The 16,667-nt window shown below is 69.1% G+C and carries 11 protein-coding genes and 2 pseudogenes; 9 read left to right on the top strand and 4 right to left on the bottom strand.

Annotated elements, in window-relative coordinates:
* Window positions 1-201 precede the first annotated feature (201 nt).
* From ACIBAD_RS36890 to ACIBAD_RS36880, 3 genes and pseudogenes are all read left to right on the top strand, one after another.
* Window positions 202-306 (top strand): annotated as a pseudogene (locus ACIBAD_RS36890) (LexA family protein); the annotation flags it as partial.
* Between the two features lie 1,273 nt (window positions 307-1,579).
* Window positions 1,580-2,977 carry a lanthionine synthetase C family protein gene (locus ACIBAD_RS36885; protein ID WP_134068373.1) on the top strand — a complete coding sequence of 466 codons (1,398 nt, stop codon included), beginning with the start codon at window positions 1,580-1,582 and terminating at the stop codon, window positions 2,975-2,977.
* A complete protein-coding gene (locus tag ACIBAD_RS36880; protein ID WP_134068372.1) occupies window positions 2,974-6,174 on the top strand; it encodes a lantibiotic dehydratase in 3,201 nt (1,066 codons plus the stop codon). The genes ACIBAD_RS36885 and ACIBAD_RS36880 overlap by 4 nt, the downstream gene beginning before the upstream one ends.
* 112 nt (window positions 6,175-6,286) lie before the next feature.
* Here ACIBAD_RS36880 and ACIBAD_RS36875 read toward each other — a convergent pair whose 3' ends face one another.
* Genes ACIBAD_RS36875 through ACIBAD_RS36865 form a run of 3 tightly spaced genes read right to left on the bottom strand, consistent with a single transcriptional unit; the run spans window position 6,287 to window position 10,475 of the window.
* Window positions 6,287-6,829 carry a DUF6262 family protein gene (locus ACIBAD_RS36875; RefSeq protein WP_398911379.1) on the bottom strand — a complete coding sequence of 181 codons (543 nt, stop codon included), beginning with the start codon at window positions 6,827-6,829 and terminating at the stop codon, window positions 6,287-6,289.
* Window positions 6,826-9,315 carry a tyrosine-type recombinase/integrase gene (locus tag ACIBAD_RS36870; protein WP_398911377.1) on the bottom strand — a complete coding sequence of 830 codons (2,490 nt, stop codon included), beginning with the start codon at window positions 9,313-9,315 and terminating at the stop codon, window positions 6,826-6,828. The genes ACIBAD_RS36875 and ACIBAD_RS36870 overlap by 4 nt, the downstream gene beginning before the upstream one ends.
* Window positions 9,312-10,475: a tyrosine-type recombinase/integrase gene (locus ACIBAD_RS36865; protein WP_398911376.1), complete on the bottom strand. Its 1,164-nt coding sequence runs from the start codon at window positions 10,473-10,475 to the stop codon at window positions 9,312-9,314. Before ACIBAD_RS36865 ends, ACIBAD_RS36870 begins: the two co-directional genes overlap by 4 nt.
* A 128-nt stretch (window positions 10,476-10,603) precedes the next feature.
* Here ACIBAD_RS36865 and ACIBAD_RS36860 point away from each other — a divergent pair.
* The 5 genes and pseudogenes from ACIBAD_RS36860 to ACIBAD_RS36840 all read left to right on the top strand — a co-directional run.
* A pseudogene (locus ACIBAD_RS36860) lies at window positions 10,604-10,762 on the top strand (LexA family protein); the annotation flags it as partial.
* A gap of 40 nt (window positions 10,763-10,802) precedes the next feature.
* Window positions 10,803-11,444 carry a hypothetical protein gene (locus ACIBAD_RS36855; RefSeq protein ID WP_134068369.1) on the top strand — a complete coding sequence of 214 codons (642 nt, stop codon included), beginning with the start codon at window positions 10,803-10,805 and terminating at the stop codon, window positions 11,442-11,444.
* A 713-nt stretch (window positions 11,445-12,157) separates the two neighbouring features.
* A complete protein-coding gene (locus tag ACIBAD_RS36850; RefSeq protein WP_398911374.1) occupies window positions 12,158-12,433 on the top strand; it encodes a hypothetical protein in 276 nt (91 codons plus the stop codon).
* Window positions 12,434-12,442: 9 nt separating this feature from the next.
* Complete coding sequence (locus ACIBAD_RS36845) at window positions 12,443-13,444, top strand: helix-turn-helix domain-containing protein (RefSeq protein ID WP_398911373.1); 1,002 nt, start codon at window positions 12,443-12,445, stop codon at window positions 13,442-13,444.
* A gap of 20 nt (window positions 13,445-13,464) precedes the next feature.
* Window positions 13,465-13,716, top strand: a complete 252-nt coding sequence (locus ACIBAD_RS36840; protein ID WP_134068367.1) for a hypothetical protein — start codon at window positions 13,465-13,467, stop codon at window positions 13,714-13,716.
* 258 nt (window positions 13,717-13,974) lie between these two features.
* Here the strand turns inward: ACIBAD_RS36840 and ACIBAD_RS36835 are convergent, their stop codons facing one another.
* Complete coding sequence (locus ACIBAD_RS36835; RefSeq protein WP_208328895.1) at window positions 13,975-14,250, bottom strand: hypothetical protein; 276 nt, start codon at window positions 14,248-14,250, stop codon at window positions 13,975-13,977.
* A gap of 442 nt (window positions 14,251-14,692) precedes the next feature.
* Between ACIBAD_RS36835 and ACIBAD_RS36830 the strand changes: the two genes are divergently transcribed.
* Complete coding sequence (locus ACIBAD_RS36830; RefSeq protein ID WP_398911370.1) at window positions 14,693-16,387, top strand: RICIN domain-containing protein; 1,695 nt, start codon at window positions 14,693-14,695, stop codon at window positions 16,385-16,387.
* Window positions 16,388-16,667: the final 280 nt, after the last annotated feature.

The raw sequence follows: 16,667 nt of genomic DNA, 5'->3' as shown, positions 1-16,667 counted from the left end.
AGGCCCTGGTCAACCTGGCGATGACCGACCTCATGACCCGCCGCATCACCGGCGAGAACACCATCTCCTGGCGCGACCCAAAAATGCCTATAAACTATCCCATCCCAGGATGAAACAGCGGGATAAAACGACCTCTAAGGAGCCGCGGGGCCCTCGGGTTCGCGGTGCAACCCCTTCGGGATTCCACGAACCCGTCGGTTTCAGGTCGTCGGCGACAGCATGATCGACGCTGCCATCTGCGACGGGGACATCGTCACCGTCCGGCGCCAGGACTCCGCCGACCACGGCGATATCGTGGCTTCTCTGGGGGAGAAGTGTGGCGCAGCACGTTCCCAAAGGGATCGGTGCAGCTCAGCCGCTTTGCGGACGACGGTAGTGGGCGCAACAGGTGTAGTGCTATCGCTAGATCGAGCGAATCACTAGCGGCGGCCGTGAGAGATGGAACGCCGTACCCGCAATGCTGGGAGCGGCAATTGGCAGCCGGTGTGGTGCGACGAGACGGGGCGGGTCCAGCGCCCCGGGGCCGTTGCGGTACGCGGGAAGCCCCACCTCGAACGGCCAGCCGTCGCGCAATCTGACAACAGGCCGCCGCCGCGGTTCATTTCCGCCCCCGCGCTCCGCGCCACCCGCCGCCCCACGGCCGTCGACGGCCCAGGTTGCCCGACCCTGCGTGCCGTGACACCTTGGCAGTAGAGCTCGCCGCTCACCATGACGAGTCTTCGAGTGCACCGCCGTCCACTAATGGAGTACGGCGATGGTCAAGGAGCCAGAGAACGACCGTCCGGCACGTGTGACAAGGGCTGCCGAAGGACGGCAAGATGCCATAGTCGAAAGACGTCGCCCCCGACCGAAGGACCCGCCCGTACGGGGCCTTCCCTTGAGGGGGTTCCTTGGAGAAAGCGACCGGAACGGATACCGGCGCCTTTATTTCACGAGGAACCTAGATTATTATGCCGAGTTCGCAGTAAAGGATGTACTGGACGCGGCGCGGATCCCGCAGAACCGACTCCCGTTCCTGGGTGAAGAGGCCACGGAGATCACCCTAAAGGAAGGTGCAAAGCTCGAATACACCCGTAGCAGAGCGGTCAGAATTCCAGACGAGTTCGACCTGGATTTCCGGCGCATTCGACGCACACGGAATGCGCCGCGCAGGTCCGATCCTCGTGGCACCCCCCAGGCCGACGAAGGCACGAAGTTCGAATCTACGTGTGACGTCCAAACATGTGCGGCCACGGGGTGCGGCACCTGCGAGGGCGGCACCTGTGAAGGCACCTGCGACGGCGGCACCTGTGAAGGCACCTGTGAGGATTACACCTGTGAGGCGACAGCCTGCCATTACGACACGTGTTTGACCTGTGGGGAAGCCACCTGCGACACACTCTCTTGCTGGCCGGCCTGCATCAGCGAAACGTGCCCGGGTGGTCAGGTGACATGTCCGGACACCGGCGATTGCACACCGTCAAAGGGATATACGGATAACGATCCCTGCCACGGCCCGAGTGACATCGATACCGCGTGTGAGACGTGTGGGTATTTGTGCGAAGAAGAGAACGGATGATCGCGACTCGTCGGAGGATCCATGGTGACACCTGGTCGTGAGTCCTTAGGGTCGAACAATTCGCGCCGGCCGCAGGAGTGCGTGAAGAAGAATTCCGGGTCGTCGGATCTGCCCTGGGAGAGCGTTCTCCACGGCACCCGACAGGCCACGGCATTGTCGGTGGCGCTTGACGTCGCCCGGAGGTGCGTGGACCGTCGGCGCCTCTCCGAGGCCCTCGCCCTCGCCGCCAGACACGGCGAGCTCCCCAAGGCGACCCGTTGGCTTCCGCACGGTCTCGCGACGGGCGACGCGGGCATCGCGCTCCTCTGCGCATACTGCGATCAATGCCACCCCGAGCAGGGGTGGGACGCCATCGGCCACAGCTTCCTCTCCGCCGGATCCGAGCTGTCCGGGGAGAGCCTTTCCACCGGCCTCTTCAGCGGGCTCAGCGGGGTGCTGTTCGCCGTTGCCGCGCTCAGTCGTGGTGGTGCACGGTATCGCCGCGCGCTCGGCGTCCTCGACGACGCACTGGCACCCGAGGCACGGAAGGCAGCCGATCGGCTCGCCGCCGATCGCCCCGGCCGACCGGTGGACGACTTCGATCTGGTCTCCGGCGCAAGCGGCCTGGCCGCCGGTCTGCTGGATCGCGATCCGCACCGGTTGCTCGATCCGCTGCTCACCGCGCTGGTGGGCCTGGCCACACCGAACGGCAGGACGCCACGCTGGGCCACCGCGCCGGAACTGCTGGGCGACCCGTCGACGCGTACCGCCTATCCGTACGGGAACCTCAATTGTGGACTGGCACACGGCATTCCCGGCCCCTTGGCGGTCCTCGCCCTGGCTTTGAAGGCCGGCCATCACGTGCCCGGCCAAGCCGAGGCGGTCCGCTACCTCGCGGACTGGCTCACGACGCACCGCGCCGACGACGAGTGGGGCGTGAACTGGCCGTCGGCCTTCCCCCTGCCTCCACCGGACGGCACGCCGGCGGCTCCGGTTCCTGCCGCGGCTCGCAGCTCGTGGTGCTACGGCAGCCCCGGAGTGGCCCGCGCCCTGTGGCACGCCGGAGAGGCGCTGGACGACGCGCGACTGCGCACCCTGGCCGTCGAGGCCATGACGGATGTGCTGGAACGGCCGGTCACCTCCCGACACCTGAACTCTGCACCGTTCTGCCATGGTGTGTCCGGGCTGCTCCAAGTGGTGCTGAGGTTTGCACACGACACTCGACTACCGCTGTTCACCTCCGGGGCGACCCGCCTCGTCGACCAGGTGCTAGGCGCCTTCAAGCCCGGCCGGCCCGTCGGGTTCACCACGTTGGGACCCGGCGGCGAGCAATTGGACCGGCCCGACCTGCTCGACGGCGCCACCGGAGTGGCGATGGTCCTGCTGGCCGCCTCGACCGACACCGAGCCCACGTGGGACCGGGTCTTCCTCCTGTCATGACCGCGCACGGCCGAGAACGGCGCGCCGAACCGCTCTACCGCCCCCTGGACTGGGTGATGGTGCGGGCCCCCCTGCTGCCCTCCGAGGCGCTCGCCGACGCCGGTAAGGCGGCCCATGACGCAAGCACGCTGACCCCCACGGCCCCGCTGGTCCACCTCGCCGTCGAGGTGGGTAGCCCCGACCTGGCGGCCGCCCTCACCCGGACTGCGCCCGACGACCCGGCGGCGCGCCGCGTCCGTGGCAAGCTGGCCCGCTACCTGATCCGGATGTGCACCCGCCCCACGCCCTACGGGATGTTCGCCGGAGTCGGCTTGGCCCATTGGGCCGACCACACCGATCTCTCGCTGGACGCGAGCCCGCCGCGTACCCGAACCCGGCTCGACATGGCATGGCTGCTCGGGCTCGTCCACCGGCTGGAAGAGGACCCGGACATCCGCGCCGGACTGCGGTTGGCAACCCACCCGTCCGTCTGTCTCCGCGGCGGGCGGGCCTTGCTCCCCGACGGCCGGAGCGGCAGCACGGAGGCCGTCTCCGTCCGGCTCACCTCCGCGGTTCGCCAGGTTCTGGAGACCGCACGTCGACCGACACCACCCGACGTCCTGGCCGCGAGCCTCGCCCGGCTGCCGGGTGCCACACCTGAACGGTCGGGCGCACTGGTCGACCGGTTGCAGTCCCTGGGATTCCTGCAGTCCGACCTTCAGCCGCCCCTGACCGGTGGCGACCCCACGAGGCACGTGGTGAGTCGGTTGGCCGCAGTGCCCGGCGCGTCCGACGTCGCCTCGCGCCTGGACGAACTCTCCCGCGAGCTCACCACATGGGACGGCCTCCCCGTCATCGAACGGATCAACACGCGTCAGGACCTGGTCGCGCGTGCCCGGGCACTTCACCCCGCTGCCGCAGGCAGCAGCGTCCTGCAGACGGACCTGGCGCTCACGCTGGACGGCCGTGGACTGCACCGGTACGTGGCGGACGAGGCCGCTCACGCCGCCGAGCTGCTGCTCCGGCTCAGTCCCTTCCCCGCCGGCTCCCCGCGCCTGGAGAGCTACCGGCGCTCGTTCCTGGGGAAGTACGGGCCGGAACGTCGAGTTCCACTGCTTGAGTTGATCGATCCGGAGATCGGACTGGGTCTGCCTTCCGCTTCGGGGCCGAACCGATCGCCGACACCACACGACCAGCGGCGCAGCCGTCTGCTCCTGGACCTCGCGCTCGCGGCCAACCGGGAGCACCGCCATACCGTCGAACTCACCGAGCAGCAGGTTGAGGAGCTCACCGTCGCTCCCCTCGATCCGGCCGCATGTCCGCCCTCCTTGGACATCGCCCTCTTCGTTGCGGCCGGCTCGGCCGCGGCCGTTGACGCCGGCGACTTCCGCCTGGTCGTCGGGCCGAACCTCGGGGCACCGGCCGCCGGTCGCCACCTCGGTCGCTTCGCCGACCTGTTGGGACCTCCCGCCCGCGCCGCCCTGGACGAGATCGCCCGGCTGGAGCAGGTGGCACGTCCGGACACCCTGCTGGCCGAACTCGTGTACGTGCCCGGCCGGGAGCGTACGGCCAACGTCGCCGTGCGGCCCTCGGTCCGGACCCACGAGATTGTGGCAAACGGAGTACCCGGCGTACCGGCGCGGCAGGTCGCACCACTCGACGAGCTGGTGGTCGGGCTCCGCTCCGGGCGACTGAGCGTCGAGTGGCCCGCCCGGGACCTGCGCGTGGTCGGGGTGCAAGGACACATGCTGAACCCGATGAACGCGCCGCCGCCCGTGCGCTTCCTGCTGGACGCAGCCATGGACGGACACTGTCAGTTCACCCCCTTCACGTGGGGATCCGCGAACGCCCTGGCGTTTCTGCCCCGGGTCCAGCACGGCCGGATCGTGCTGGCTCTCGCACAGTGGCGGCTGGACGGCGACCACCTCCCGACCCACGTGTCCGGCGAGGCGTTCACCACCGCTCTGACCGCGTGGCGAGAGCGGTGGGACGTGCCCCGGCGGGTGTACCTGAGTTCGGGCGACAACCGGCTCTTGCTCGACCTTCTCGATCCCGACCAGACGGAGATCCTGCGGCAAGAGCTGAAGAACCTTCAGAAGGGGCAGTCCGGACAGCTCCAAGAGGCGCTCCCTGGCCCCGATGACGCGTGGCTGCCGGACGGCGGCCGTGGGCACGTCTGCGAGATCGTCGTCCCCCTGGTCCGTACCGCGACGAATCCGGAGACGGGGAACGCCGGGGTGAACGAGCCGCCGACTACCGCAGGAACGGGCCTGCGGGAGGGCGTCGCGCCCACGACGCGACGTCCGACACCAACGGCAGCCGTCATCGCGACAACTGCGGCGCACACCGTCACCCGACTCAAACCGCCCGGTAGCGACTGGCTCTACCTGAAGCTCTACAGCAGCCCCTGGCAGCAGGACGAGATCATTGCCGGGCCGCTGCGGACCTTCGGAGAGTTCGTCACCGCCGCAGGGCTGGCCGACACCTGGTTCTTCATCCGCTACGTCGACCCTGAGCACCACCTGCGGATCCGCTTCCACGGCGATCGCTCCGCCCTCATCGGTACGCTGATGGACCAAACCTGCAGTTGGGCGGACGAACTTCTGGCGGCCAGGCTCATCACGAGCTTCGCCTTCGACACCTACGAGCGGGAGATCGAACGCTACGGCGGCGGGGAAGGCATGAGGGTGTCGGAGGAGATCTTCGGCGCCGACAGTTCCTCCGTCGCCCAACTGATCCATGCGAGCGAGGGCCATGAACTTGCGCTGGACCGAACGGACATGGCGGTCTGCAGCGTCGACGACCTGCTCGACTCACTGGGCCTGACGCCGGACGAACGCCTGGCCTTCTACCGCAGCACGTGCCAGGTCTCCCGGCAAGGCGGTCAACAGTACCGGCAACGCGGCCACCAGCTACGGGAATCACTCGGCCGGCCGGACCGTCCCGAGGCCGCGGCTCTGCACGTGATCCTGAAGGAGCGCCGAGCAGCCCTGGCACCGTCCACCGCCCTGCTCGCCACCCTGGGACGGGAGGGCGGACTCGAGCGGAGCCACACCGAGCTGTGCACTTCCTATGTCCACATGCACCTCAACCGGATCCTGCCGCTCGACGGCACCGGCGAGCGACAGGTCCTCGAACTGCTACGCCGCACCATGGAGGGGCTGACCCGTGCTCCGGTCGTCGGCCCCGCCGAGGGCCGCAGGCGGCTCGCAGGGTAGTGGGAGCAGGCGGATGGCCAGTCGGACAGTCACTGAGTCCCTGCGTCACACGGCGGGCTGCACCGGACGCGCACGACAGGCACACCCCGCTGCGGCGCGCGGGACTGGACAGTCACCCCGCCACGTTGCCGGGCTGCCCGCGCTGGATGATGGCTTTGGTCAGTTCGCGGTTGGCTTCCCGCGCCGCGCTCAGGTCCGCCTGGCTCTCTTCTAGGGCCGCAGTCAGTTCGACGTTGCGCTGTTTCAGGCCGGTGATCCGGCGCTGGAGCGCCTCGATGTCGGTGGGAATCTCCAGCCCTGACTCGCGCCATGCCTGCTCGCCCAGCTCGCCGGAGAGCCGCCTTTCCAGGAGCTGGATCCGCGCCGCAAGCCGGGTGTTGCGGGCCTGGGCGTGCGCGAGGTCCGCCTGAAGCGACGCGCGGCTGACTGTCACAAAGCTGGCCGGTCCTTGCTGTGCCGGCTCGGTCTCGGCGGCGTGGACGAGGGCAAGGAGGTCTGGGTGCCGGTAGAGGAAGGTCCGGTCCACCCCGGCATGGCGGGCGATGGCGGATACGCTGATCCGGCCCGTGCCCTGGGCCGCGGCGTTGATCGCCTTGACCACACGCTCCCGGCGCCGTGCGGAGTCGGCCTTGCGGCCGTCGCTCGCGGCGTTCACATGCTCCTCCGCGGCCGTACATCGGGCAGAGGCTGACCGATCCGGCGCATGCCCGGCATGCCCAGCATCACGCCGCGCCCGCGGCGCACGGTCGAGACGGCCTGCTCGATCTGGGCCCGCTCCTCCGCGCCGAGGTCATCCAGCCCCCCTCGGATCCGGCTGATCAGCCGCCGGACGCGCCGGATCTCCTCCTCCGAAGGCATCGCTTCGCTGCGCGCCCAGTCGTCGGCCTCGAAGGCCGACATCAGCTTCTCGCGGCTGCGCAAAAGGTCAGCGAGGTACGCCTCCAGGTCTGGGAGGTAGGAGATGTCGGTGGTGTAGTGCTCGCAGCCCAGGCAGCGGAACCTCAGCGGGCAGCTCTGGCCTCCCGCGGCCACGTTCGTCGGCTCCCTGCAGACTCCGTAGGCAGTGGCCACCTCCCCGATCTCCCGGCGGACGTGCTCGGAGTCCAGCAGCCCCTGGGCCTTGCGCCACACGCGGTTGCCATGCCGGTCGAACTGGAGGGCCGTCACCCGGTCGATGGCCTCGCGCCGGCGGTCCTGCCCGATGCGGTAGTACGCCTGGGTGGTCATCAAGTGCCGGTGATCCATGAGTTCCTTGAGGACTTCGGGCGGTACACCTTGGTCCGCGTGCCGCTGCGCGAAGCTGTGCCGGTAGGCGTAGGGGAAGATGCGGCTCTTGTCGAAGGGCAGCATCTTCGTGACCGGCCTGCCGTCCTCCTGGACCTGGATGGGGACGAGGAAGTCGGGCAGGGCCTTAACCCATGAGCGGTGCTGATCCCAGATGCCGGAGATCGGCTTGGTACCCGCCGGGTTCGAAACCGAGGAGGGCAGGAGCCTCAGCACGGCCGCGGGGGTGTCCGGGAAGCGCCGACGCACGCGCTCCTGCTGGGCGGCGATCACCGCCCCGGTGGCCTTGCCGATCGGCAGCCGGCGGCCCAGCCTGTATGCCTTGTGGTTGTCGTAGAGCAGGACGAGGCTGCCGTCCGGGTCGCGCTCCAGACAGTCCAGGGGCAACCGGCAGACCTCGTCGGGACGCCGGCCGGTGTCAATGAGGATCTCCGTGCAGACGCGCACCTCCACACCGCTCATCTCTTCGAGCAGGTCCAGGTTGTCGCAGAGTTCCCGCATCACCTCGTCGGGGAGGTCCTTGCCGGCCTCGCTGTCCTCGGGCTCGTCGGGGATATCCTCGGCGCCCATCACGAAGTCCGCACGAAGCCCTTCGAGGACCTGGCCCCTGGCCGTGAGCCCCAGGGTCCGCCACCGGTTCAACACCGCGCGGACCGACCGCGCAGTGCGAATCCACTGGTAGACGCTGAGCTCCCCGGCCTCCGCCCTGAACGCCAGGCCGGTGCAGAACGACGTGATGTCGCCGCGGTCCAGGAGCACCACCACGTGGCCGCCGTCCTCGCGCTGGAACCGCAGACTCTGCGAAAGCTCCGCTATCGCATTGATCTTCGCCTGCAGGGCCCGGGCGACCGACTTTCCCCGGCGACGAGGGAGCTCATCGACCGCCCAGAGCTTCGTCGCCTCCCGCAGGGCACTCTGGTGGATCCTGGTGAAGTTCGCCGTACCGCCGAACCCGAACACGGCCAGGTCCCACACATCCTTGCGAGCCTCCACCTCAGGACTCGCCCCGAGCCGGCCCAGCATCTTGCGCATCGTCAGGACCAGCGTCGCCGTCTGACCGCGCAGTCCCGAAGCCAGCGGGTCACCGAGCCCGTCGAGATCCTCACACCGCAGAGCCCGCAGCCTCTCGCACAACGTGCGCAGCCAGAACCCGTACGTCTTGATCCCGTTCGCCGTGCGCTCCTGCACGCAGTACAGCAGCTCGGCGACGAGCCGCCTCGGCAGTCCCCGCATACTGACCTCGTTGCCCATGGAGACCGGCGCGGTGGTCAGTCGCCACCTCTCCTCGTCGAAGGACCTGCCGGCCCTCGCTTTGCTCAGCCGCTGGCGGTGCGCGTCGCAGTACGGGCTGGTCGCACTGACACGGTACCGGTTGCAGGCCGCGACCTCGCAGCCGCCGAATCCAGCCAACGGGATCGGGAGCGGGTGGACGAGGAACTCCTCCACCGAGACCTTCAGGCGTTGAACCCGCTGGTAGTGATGGTTCTGGCACAACCCTGCAGTCGGGCTTCGCCACGGCCGCCCGCACGCCGGGAACCGGCACAGCGACTGCGTCACGTGCTGGGCGTTGTAGCGCGTCGCTGCCCCGAGAAACTCCGCCAAGAACAGCCCCGACTTGTTCCACCGCAACCGGCAGCCCGAGTACAGCGGCCCGGTGCGCTCGAAGCCCTTGTCGCAGCCGACGACGTCGCACTCCCCGATCCCAAGCACGGGATGGGCCCGCGGGTAGAAGAAGACGCCCAAGTCCCAGTCCCAGCCGACGAGACTCAGGAACGTCGGGTCCAGAGCCCCGACCAGCTCGGCTGTTCGCGCGTCCGGCGGGGCCGCCGGCAACGGCAGGGCGACGGCCGCCCTCACAGCTCACCGCGCCCGTGCAGCTCCCGCGGGGAGGGAACCCGTTCGACGGCCTCGCGCAGCCGGTCCTGGTCCGGGATCACGTAGGGCCGCGCCGACTCCGGGTTCTTCTGCCCGAGCAGGGCCTGCACCTCGTCGAGCCGACCGCCGGCATCCGACACGTTGCTCCCGAACGCGCGGCGGGCCATGTGCGGCACCACGGCCCGCGGCAGTTCCGCCCGCCGTGTCAGTCGCTCGAACAGCTCGTAGATCGCCTCCGGCCTCATCGGCGCACCGATCACGCCGCGGAAGAGGTTCACCAGCAGGAAGTCGCTGCCGCCGGCGCCCAGGAACTCGAAGCGCTCGTCGAAGTACTGGTCGAATGCCTGCACCACCAGGAAGTCCACCGGCTGGATCCACGCGGCGCGCGACTTGGACCAGGCGCCGTTGGCGTTGTCACGGCGCCGCACGTGCAGGTGAGGCCCCTTGTAGTCGCACCCCAGCGCGCGCGAGTCCGGCAGCATGTGGCAGTCGGACCGGCGCAGACCAGCGGCCTGCCCTCGCCGAAGCCCCGCCCGGGCCAGCAGCACGACGACGAGCCGGTCCCGCGCGCAGCGGCACTTCAGGAACATGCTGACGATCTCGTCGTCGGAAGCGCGGTCCAAGACCGACTGCGGCTCCTGGACGCGGTGGCGGGCACGGAGCCGGTATGAGAGCCCGGAGTCCTCTCCCTGAGCCTCCACCGGCAGGTCTCGGCTGTCGGCCAGTTCGTAGATCTGCCCGAGCACGTGGCGCGGCGCCTCGCCTACCGACACCGCGTACGACAGCAGGCCGCGGGTAGCCGACAGCACGACGTTGATCCTGCGCTCCTGCCGTACCGGTTTGCCGCCCGGCCCGCTGAGGAGAGCGCCGCGACGGTCCTGCCGTGCGGGCACGTGCTTCAGCCAGACCATGAACAGGCCCAGGTCGCGGGCCGCTGTGCGCCAGTCGCGTGCCGTCGCACAGCACCAACGCAGGTAGAGCGCCGCTCCGCCAGCGTTCGTCCTGGTGGTGAGCTCGGCGCGGCTCTTGCCGAAGCGCTGGTGCCGCGCCCACTGGTCAGCGACAGGGACGACTTGGAGCTCGTCGTCGACGACGGTCCAGTAGCGCGTGCCCGAGGGCAAGGTCACGGGAAATGCCCGCATATCTCTCTCCGGTGCTCAGACGGTCATGCAACAACCCGCCACAGAGCCACACCCCCCGAGTACGAGCGCCTCAACGCCAACGAGGACGACTCGCACCACGTCACGCCACACCTTCCGGAACCCCATAGATCGTCGCGGCCATGCTGGACGGCGAGGCTACGGTCAAGCGCCTGCGCCGCGAGAATGGCCAGGTCTGGCTCATGCCTCACAACGCGGGGTACGAGCCGATCCCCGGCGACGACGCCGCTATTCTCGGCAAGGTGGTCGCCGTCCTGCGCGCGCTCTGACCCAGAGCGCCCCGCGCCGTCGGCGGGCCAGGCCGACACCGTGGACGGCCCGCTGTGGTCGGTGCCTGTCGCCGGTGACTGGGCCGAGCAGTACCGCAGCACCCACGGCCCGGAAACCCTCCTCGCCGGCACCACGTTCTTCGGCAACACCCAGCCCCGCGGGCTCGTAAGCGACCACAACCGGATGACCGAGATCATCCGGCACAGCATCGAAGACGAAGACGCCAGGAACGCAAAGCGGCAATCCGCACGGAAACACGAGCCCCACGACGCGGCCGCAACCCTCGCCTGGTGGCCGGCCGTGGCGCTGACCGAGAGCCCCGGAAGCCTCTTTCCCGTCTCAGCACTGCGCACGACCCTGATCGAGGCTGTGCTCGGCGGCCTCGCCGACGACGTCGAAAGGGCCCGCAAGTGGGGAAAGGAGGAGCCGTCTCTCGGGGACGTAAGGACCGACGTGGTGAAACTGCTCGACTGGTACATCGAGCGAACGCCGGACCACACAGCTGGTCTCTTCGGTGAGATCCTGCTGATTGCCCGTACCCGCCTCGATCTTCCGGCCCAAAAGGTCGCCGGTCTGCTCCGTCGTTCCCTGCACCTCGACAGTGCGATGAGCGGCGAGACCATCGACGCCCTCCTGGAGATGGCTCTGCCACCTTCCGCGAAGAGCCCCCGGGGTTGCTGAGTGCCGCCAGTACAAGCAGCTGGCGCCTGGGGCATCCGGATAGTGCGCGGGACGGACTCGCCGCGCCGGCGCGTCGTCTACGTATCGTTTTCTCTCGCCCGCTGATCGCCCGACACGCAAGGCCGTGCTAGACGGCACGGTCCTGCCTGAGGGGAGAGGAGGGACTCCGCCGTGGTCGCGGGCATCTCATACAGGGCGCGTTAGTCCACAGGTGGATACGCCAAGAGCCGGCCCCGTTGTGGGGTGCCGGCTCTGTCGGCATTCTCACGCGCCATACGTGATCATGCGGGTCCGCTTGCAACTGGTTGGAGCCAGGGTGTTCGCGGGATTTCGCCGAGGAACTCGACGCGCTCCCGATACTGACACCGGGTGCCCCGCCCTGCAAATGATCATGGGACGAATCTGAGCCAACCCGCTCACCGCCCGCGCCTGCCGGATAGCCCCGAGAAAGTATCTGGACGTCTGCCCAGTTGAGGGATGAGCCCACTAATCGCACCGCAGTGCGACCCACCAATTCTCGCCTGGGACAGCACGGTAGCCAACTCGCTCCGGCGTGCACCGGAGCACGTACAGGGTGGCACGATTCTCTCGATCGCGGGCGGCGCCATCCACCCGTGACCGTTTCACCGTGTTGGAGCCAGCGGGATTTCCCGCGTCGCACCGGTGTCCGGTTCCCTCGGGGCCGGACACTCCAAGATCCAAAGGAACGAACCGTGGTGACCCCCACGCCCTTACGAGCCGATGCCCGCTCTCACCCCTCAACCGCCGAGCCCACCAGCAGCGGCCGCGGCGACGCCGGAATCGTCATCGTCTTCATCGCCTCCGCCGCCGCTCTTGCGGCCAAAGGCATGCCAGTCACCGAGGTCCTGGCCCTCCTCGCCGGCGCAGGAGTCGCCGCCGTCACCACCGTGCGCCTGAAGTCCGGCAAACTCCTCGGCCGCAGAGGACAAGCCATCCGCGCCGCGCTGACCACCTCTCCGCAGGAATAGCCGCCGCCGATGAGCCGCCCAGAAAACAAGATCCCCGACGCCAGCATGCCGGTCGGACGTCTCGCGCAGAGCCTGCGCACCGCCCGCGCCAACGCAGGCCTCACCTACGCCCAACTCGCCCGCCGCGCCGGATACAGCCGCGCCACCCTCCAGCGCGCGGCCTCCGGCACGCGCGTCCCACCCCCGGAAGTGGTCCGCGCCTACGCCGTCGCCTGCGACGTCAACCCGGGACTGGTCATGGGCCTGTGGCACCAGGCGCAGATGGAGAAGGTGCGCCGCACGAGCGGCGCCCACTCCTCCGACGCACCGCGTCTGAACATGGCCCGGGACGAGGCAGACCTCGGCGCAGTCCTCGCAGGCCTCCACGAACGCGCCGGAGCGCCCTCACTGAGGGTGATGCAGCGCCGCACCGAACTTGCCCCGGGCACCGAGCGCCTCTCACGCTCCACGCTCCACCGGATCATCCGCCGCCGACTCATTCCCCAGACCCGCGAGCGGATGGAGGCCTACCTCGTCGCCTGCGACCTCGCCTCGCACAAACGCCCGGCGTGGATCGAGGCATGGAAGAGGGTGCGCGCCACCACAGAGAACGAACGCGATCGCCGCAGACGCTCCGAGCAGGAACGCGCACAGGAAGTCGATGCCCTTATGGCAGGGCCGCGCAGCGAGGAGAAGGCGCGGCGCCTGATGAGGAAGGCCGGACTCGCGCCGACCGAGAAGTTCCCCGGCCCTCGCCAGCCCTGGGGAGCACGCTGTGTGAAATGCAGCAAGTGGGGCCGGTTCCGCTTCGCGCAGGTCGTCTTCGGCGAAGCGGGGTGCGTTGTATGCCGAGCCGCCCACCTCGGCAGTCCCGAGCCGCCTGAGGCCGTCCAGCACCAGCCGATCCTTGCGGGGGGAGCGGGGCACTCGACTGACAACCGAGATCGCCGCAGGGTGGTCACTCGCCGCGAAGATCCTAGCCGGGAGGACCCTCGCGGCGGAGCGCGCGCGGCGCAGACGTCGCAGGCCTGAGCGAGACGCAGGATCTCGCGGTGGCAATCGAACTAACCGACGAACTCATTCAGCTTCGCCGTACTGCAGACGCAGCCCGGGCACATGCGACGGCCGGACCCCACAGCGCCGAAGGATGGCGGCCGTGGCTTGAGACGGCGGCCGCCGTAAACGATGCGGTCACCGAGCACGCGAAAGCGACCGGGCAGAACCGCTACGAAGTCGAGAAGGCGCTGGTGACGGCGGCCAAGAACGCGGATGCTCCGCACGAGGGCGGCCCGATGGCTTCGTAGTGGAGAACGAAGCTGGATCGCTCAGCAGGATCACGGGCAGGGCCAGGTGCCCAGGGCACGCGCCACCCTTCGAATACGGCCTCGGCCCGCACGTTGTGGGGCGATCTGGTGTGACCGGCTGGACATGCTGGTGGAGACCGGAGAATTTGATCCGGGTCGGCTGGAGAGCCTCGCTCAAACTGTGGCGGCTCCACGGTGCAGGAGGCACGCGGGTGTACATGGCCACGGTCATCGACCCGCCACGCCGGTTTCACTTCGCTACCCGGCCGAGGCTGTCCGGCTCACGTCGCCCAGCCCGGGGCGCAGTTTCCGTATCCGTTCAGTTCCAGCTGCAAGAGATCGAACGCGAGCCGGGGCGCTGCGGGCGCGGGCGGCGGCCCGGCGCTGCAACGCCGTGAACAACAGCTGGCCCTCCTCGGTGTTCCAGACGACCAGCTCGCCATCCAGGACCAGGCCGTGCGGCAGCTGCTTGGCGGCCGCCATCAGGTCCGGCCACCGGTCCTGGACCAACGCCCAGCGACGGGTCTGCACCACCACCGTGCCGCCCGGGGCGGCCGTGCGGCCGGTGCCGCGCCGGGCGACGGGCCGAACGGCTCCCGATACCCACCGTCTACCCGTCGCCGGCGACCGGCTGCGGTTGTCGGCCGTGTTTCGCCCCGGCCGCCGTCCCCGCCCGAGGACGTGATCGCCAGCCGGCGCTCGGTGCCCGAAGAAATTTTCGCGGTCCGGGGCAACCTTTCCGGGGGCGGTGACAACTGGGTGGTGTCCGGACAGGCGGTCTGGTCAGAGGCAACGGCTGAAAGAGAGCATCGACATGTTCCCTCGCCCATCCACGTCGTCGGAGGCGTCGCCCGGCGGCCGCGCCCGCCGTGGTCGCGCGTCGTCCCGCTCGGCCGCTTCGGGGCGGCGGCCGACGCATCGTGGTCGTCGGTTGTACCAGCGTCGGAGTTTCTGGGCGGCCGTCAGCCTGGCGGTCGTGGGCGGCTCCGTGGTCGTGGTCAACTCGGCCTCGGCGGGAACCGTGGACACGAGCGCCTGGTACATGCTCGTCAACCGCGACACCGGCAAGGCACTGGACGACCTCGGCTACGCCACGAACGACGGTGCTCCGCTGGTGCAGTGGAGCCGCACCGGCGCCGCGAACCAGCAGTGGAAGTTCATCGACGCAGGTGACGGGAACTACCGGCTGCAGAACCGGCACTCCGGCAAGGTGCTGGACGACTACAACTGGTCGAAGACCGAGGGCTCCGAGCTGGTGCAGTGGAGCGACCTGAACGGCGCCAACCAGCAGTTCCACCTGAAGAAGTCGTCGGACGGCTACCTGCGTCTGATCAACCGCCACAGCGGCAAGGCCGTCGAGGTCCCTGGCGGCTCCAAGACCGACGGGAGCCGCATCGCCCAGTACCACGACTGGAACGGCCCCCAGCAGCAGTGGCAGCTCGTACCGGCCGGTAGCGCCGGCGGCACCGGGAACGCGGGGAACTCCGGCAGCAGCGCCACGCCCGGCGGCAGCGGGCCGGCGAGCCAGACTCCGAGCGGTACCCGCCCGACGTCGGCGCCGTCGGCCACGCCGACCCCCGCCGGCGGCAGCTCGGCGAAGCGGCTCATGGGGAGCAGCACGGTGCTCCTCGGCGGCATGATGGAGGACGCTACGGCGAACGCCGCGCCGTTCGACGTGCGGTACGCCTACATCCACAGCCAGCCCGCGCCCTCGTCCGACGCCTACACGGCCTCGCGCTGCAAGTCCGAGTGGTCGGGCTGGTGGGGCTGCTGGACCGGCAACACCACGGCGCCCGGCACCCAGGTGACCGTGTACAAGGACCGCGCGTCCAAGGCGACGTACCAGGGCAAGCCGCGCCCGCAGAAGACCCTCTTCACCTGGTACTCGCTGCGTGACCTCGGAGACGCGGCGGGCCAGGGCGACGGTCCGGGCGAGGTCGTCGCCATCAACCGGGCCGACCTGCTCACCAAGTACCTGAACGACTACCGCTTCTTCCTGCAGAAGATCGGCACCTCGCCGGACATGATCGACATCGAGCCCGACTTCTGGGGCTTCGCCCGGTCGCTCGGCAACCTCCACCAGGTGCCCGCGCAGGTCAAGGCGGCGAACCCGACGGACTGCGGATCGCAGGAGAACAGCGCCTCCGGCCTGGCCCAGTGCCTGATCTCGATGGCGCACAAGTACGCGCCGAACGCCGGGGTGGGACTGCACCTGACCTGCTTCGACTGGCAGCAGAACACCGCGAAGTGCACCAAGGACTACGCGGACCTCGGGGCATCGAACGCCGACTTCCTGGTCTCCGACGTGACCGACCGCGACGCGGGCTGGTACGCGCTGCCCGCCCACGGCAGCCGTGACACCTTCTGGAACGACCAGAAGGGCTTCGCTGCCCTCGCGTTCTACAAGACGATGTCCGAGTCGGTGGGCAAGCCGGTGGTCCTGTGGCAGATCCCCCTGGGCAACATGGCGGGGAACAACACCCCCGGCCACTTCAAGGACGACAAGGTCGACTGGTTCTTCTCGCACATGGACCAGGTGGCGAACGCACACGTCGGCGCCCTCCTGTTCGGCGCCGGCTGGTCGGAACAGACCACGCCCGAGACCGACGGCAGGAACCTGATCAACAAGACGATCGCCAACCACAACTCGGGCGGCACGCCGCTCAAGTAGCCACACCCAGCCGGTCGACGCCGGCAATCTCGGCTCACGGCGCAAAAACGGGCATCGGGCGGGAGGCAGCCGAACTGAAACCAGGAGATGGCGAAGGCCCGGACCGCTGAGCGGTCCGGGCCTTCGTTCTGGATCAAAGACCTCGGCAGAACCATCACTTGATCGCGACCAAATGCGGCTGGAGTACTAGTGATCTGAGTCAGAGATTCGTCGGCAGTAGGCGGCGACCTTGTCGAGGATCTCGTCGGCCGTCTTTGTCCAGACGAAGGGTCTGGGGTGT

The organism is Streptomyces sp. NPDC051109, from assembly GCF_044455885.1.
In the GTDB taxonomy this organism is placed as follows: Bacteria; Actinomycetota; Actinomycetes; order Streptomycetales; family Streptomycetaceae; genus Streptomyces.
This window is presented reverse-complemented; position numbering and strand designations above follow the sequence as displayed.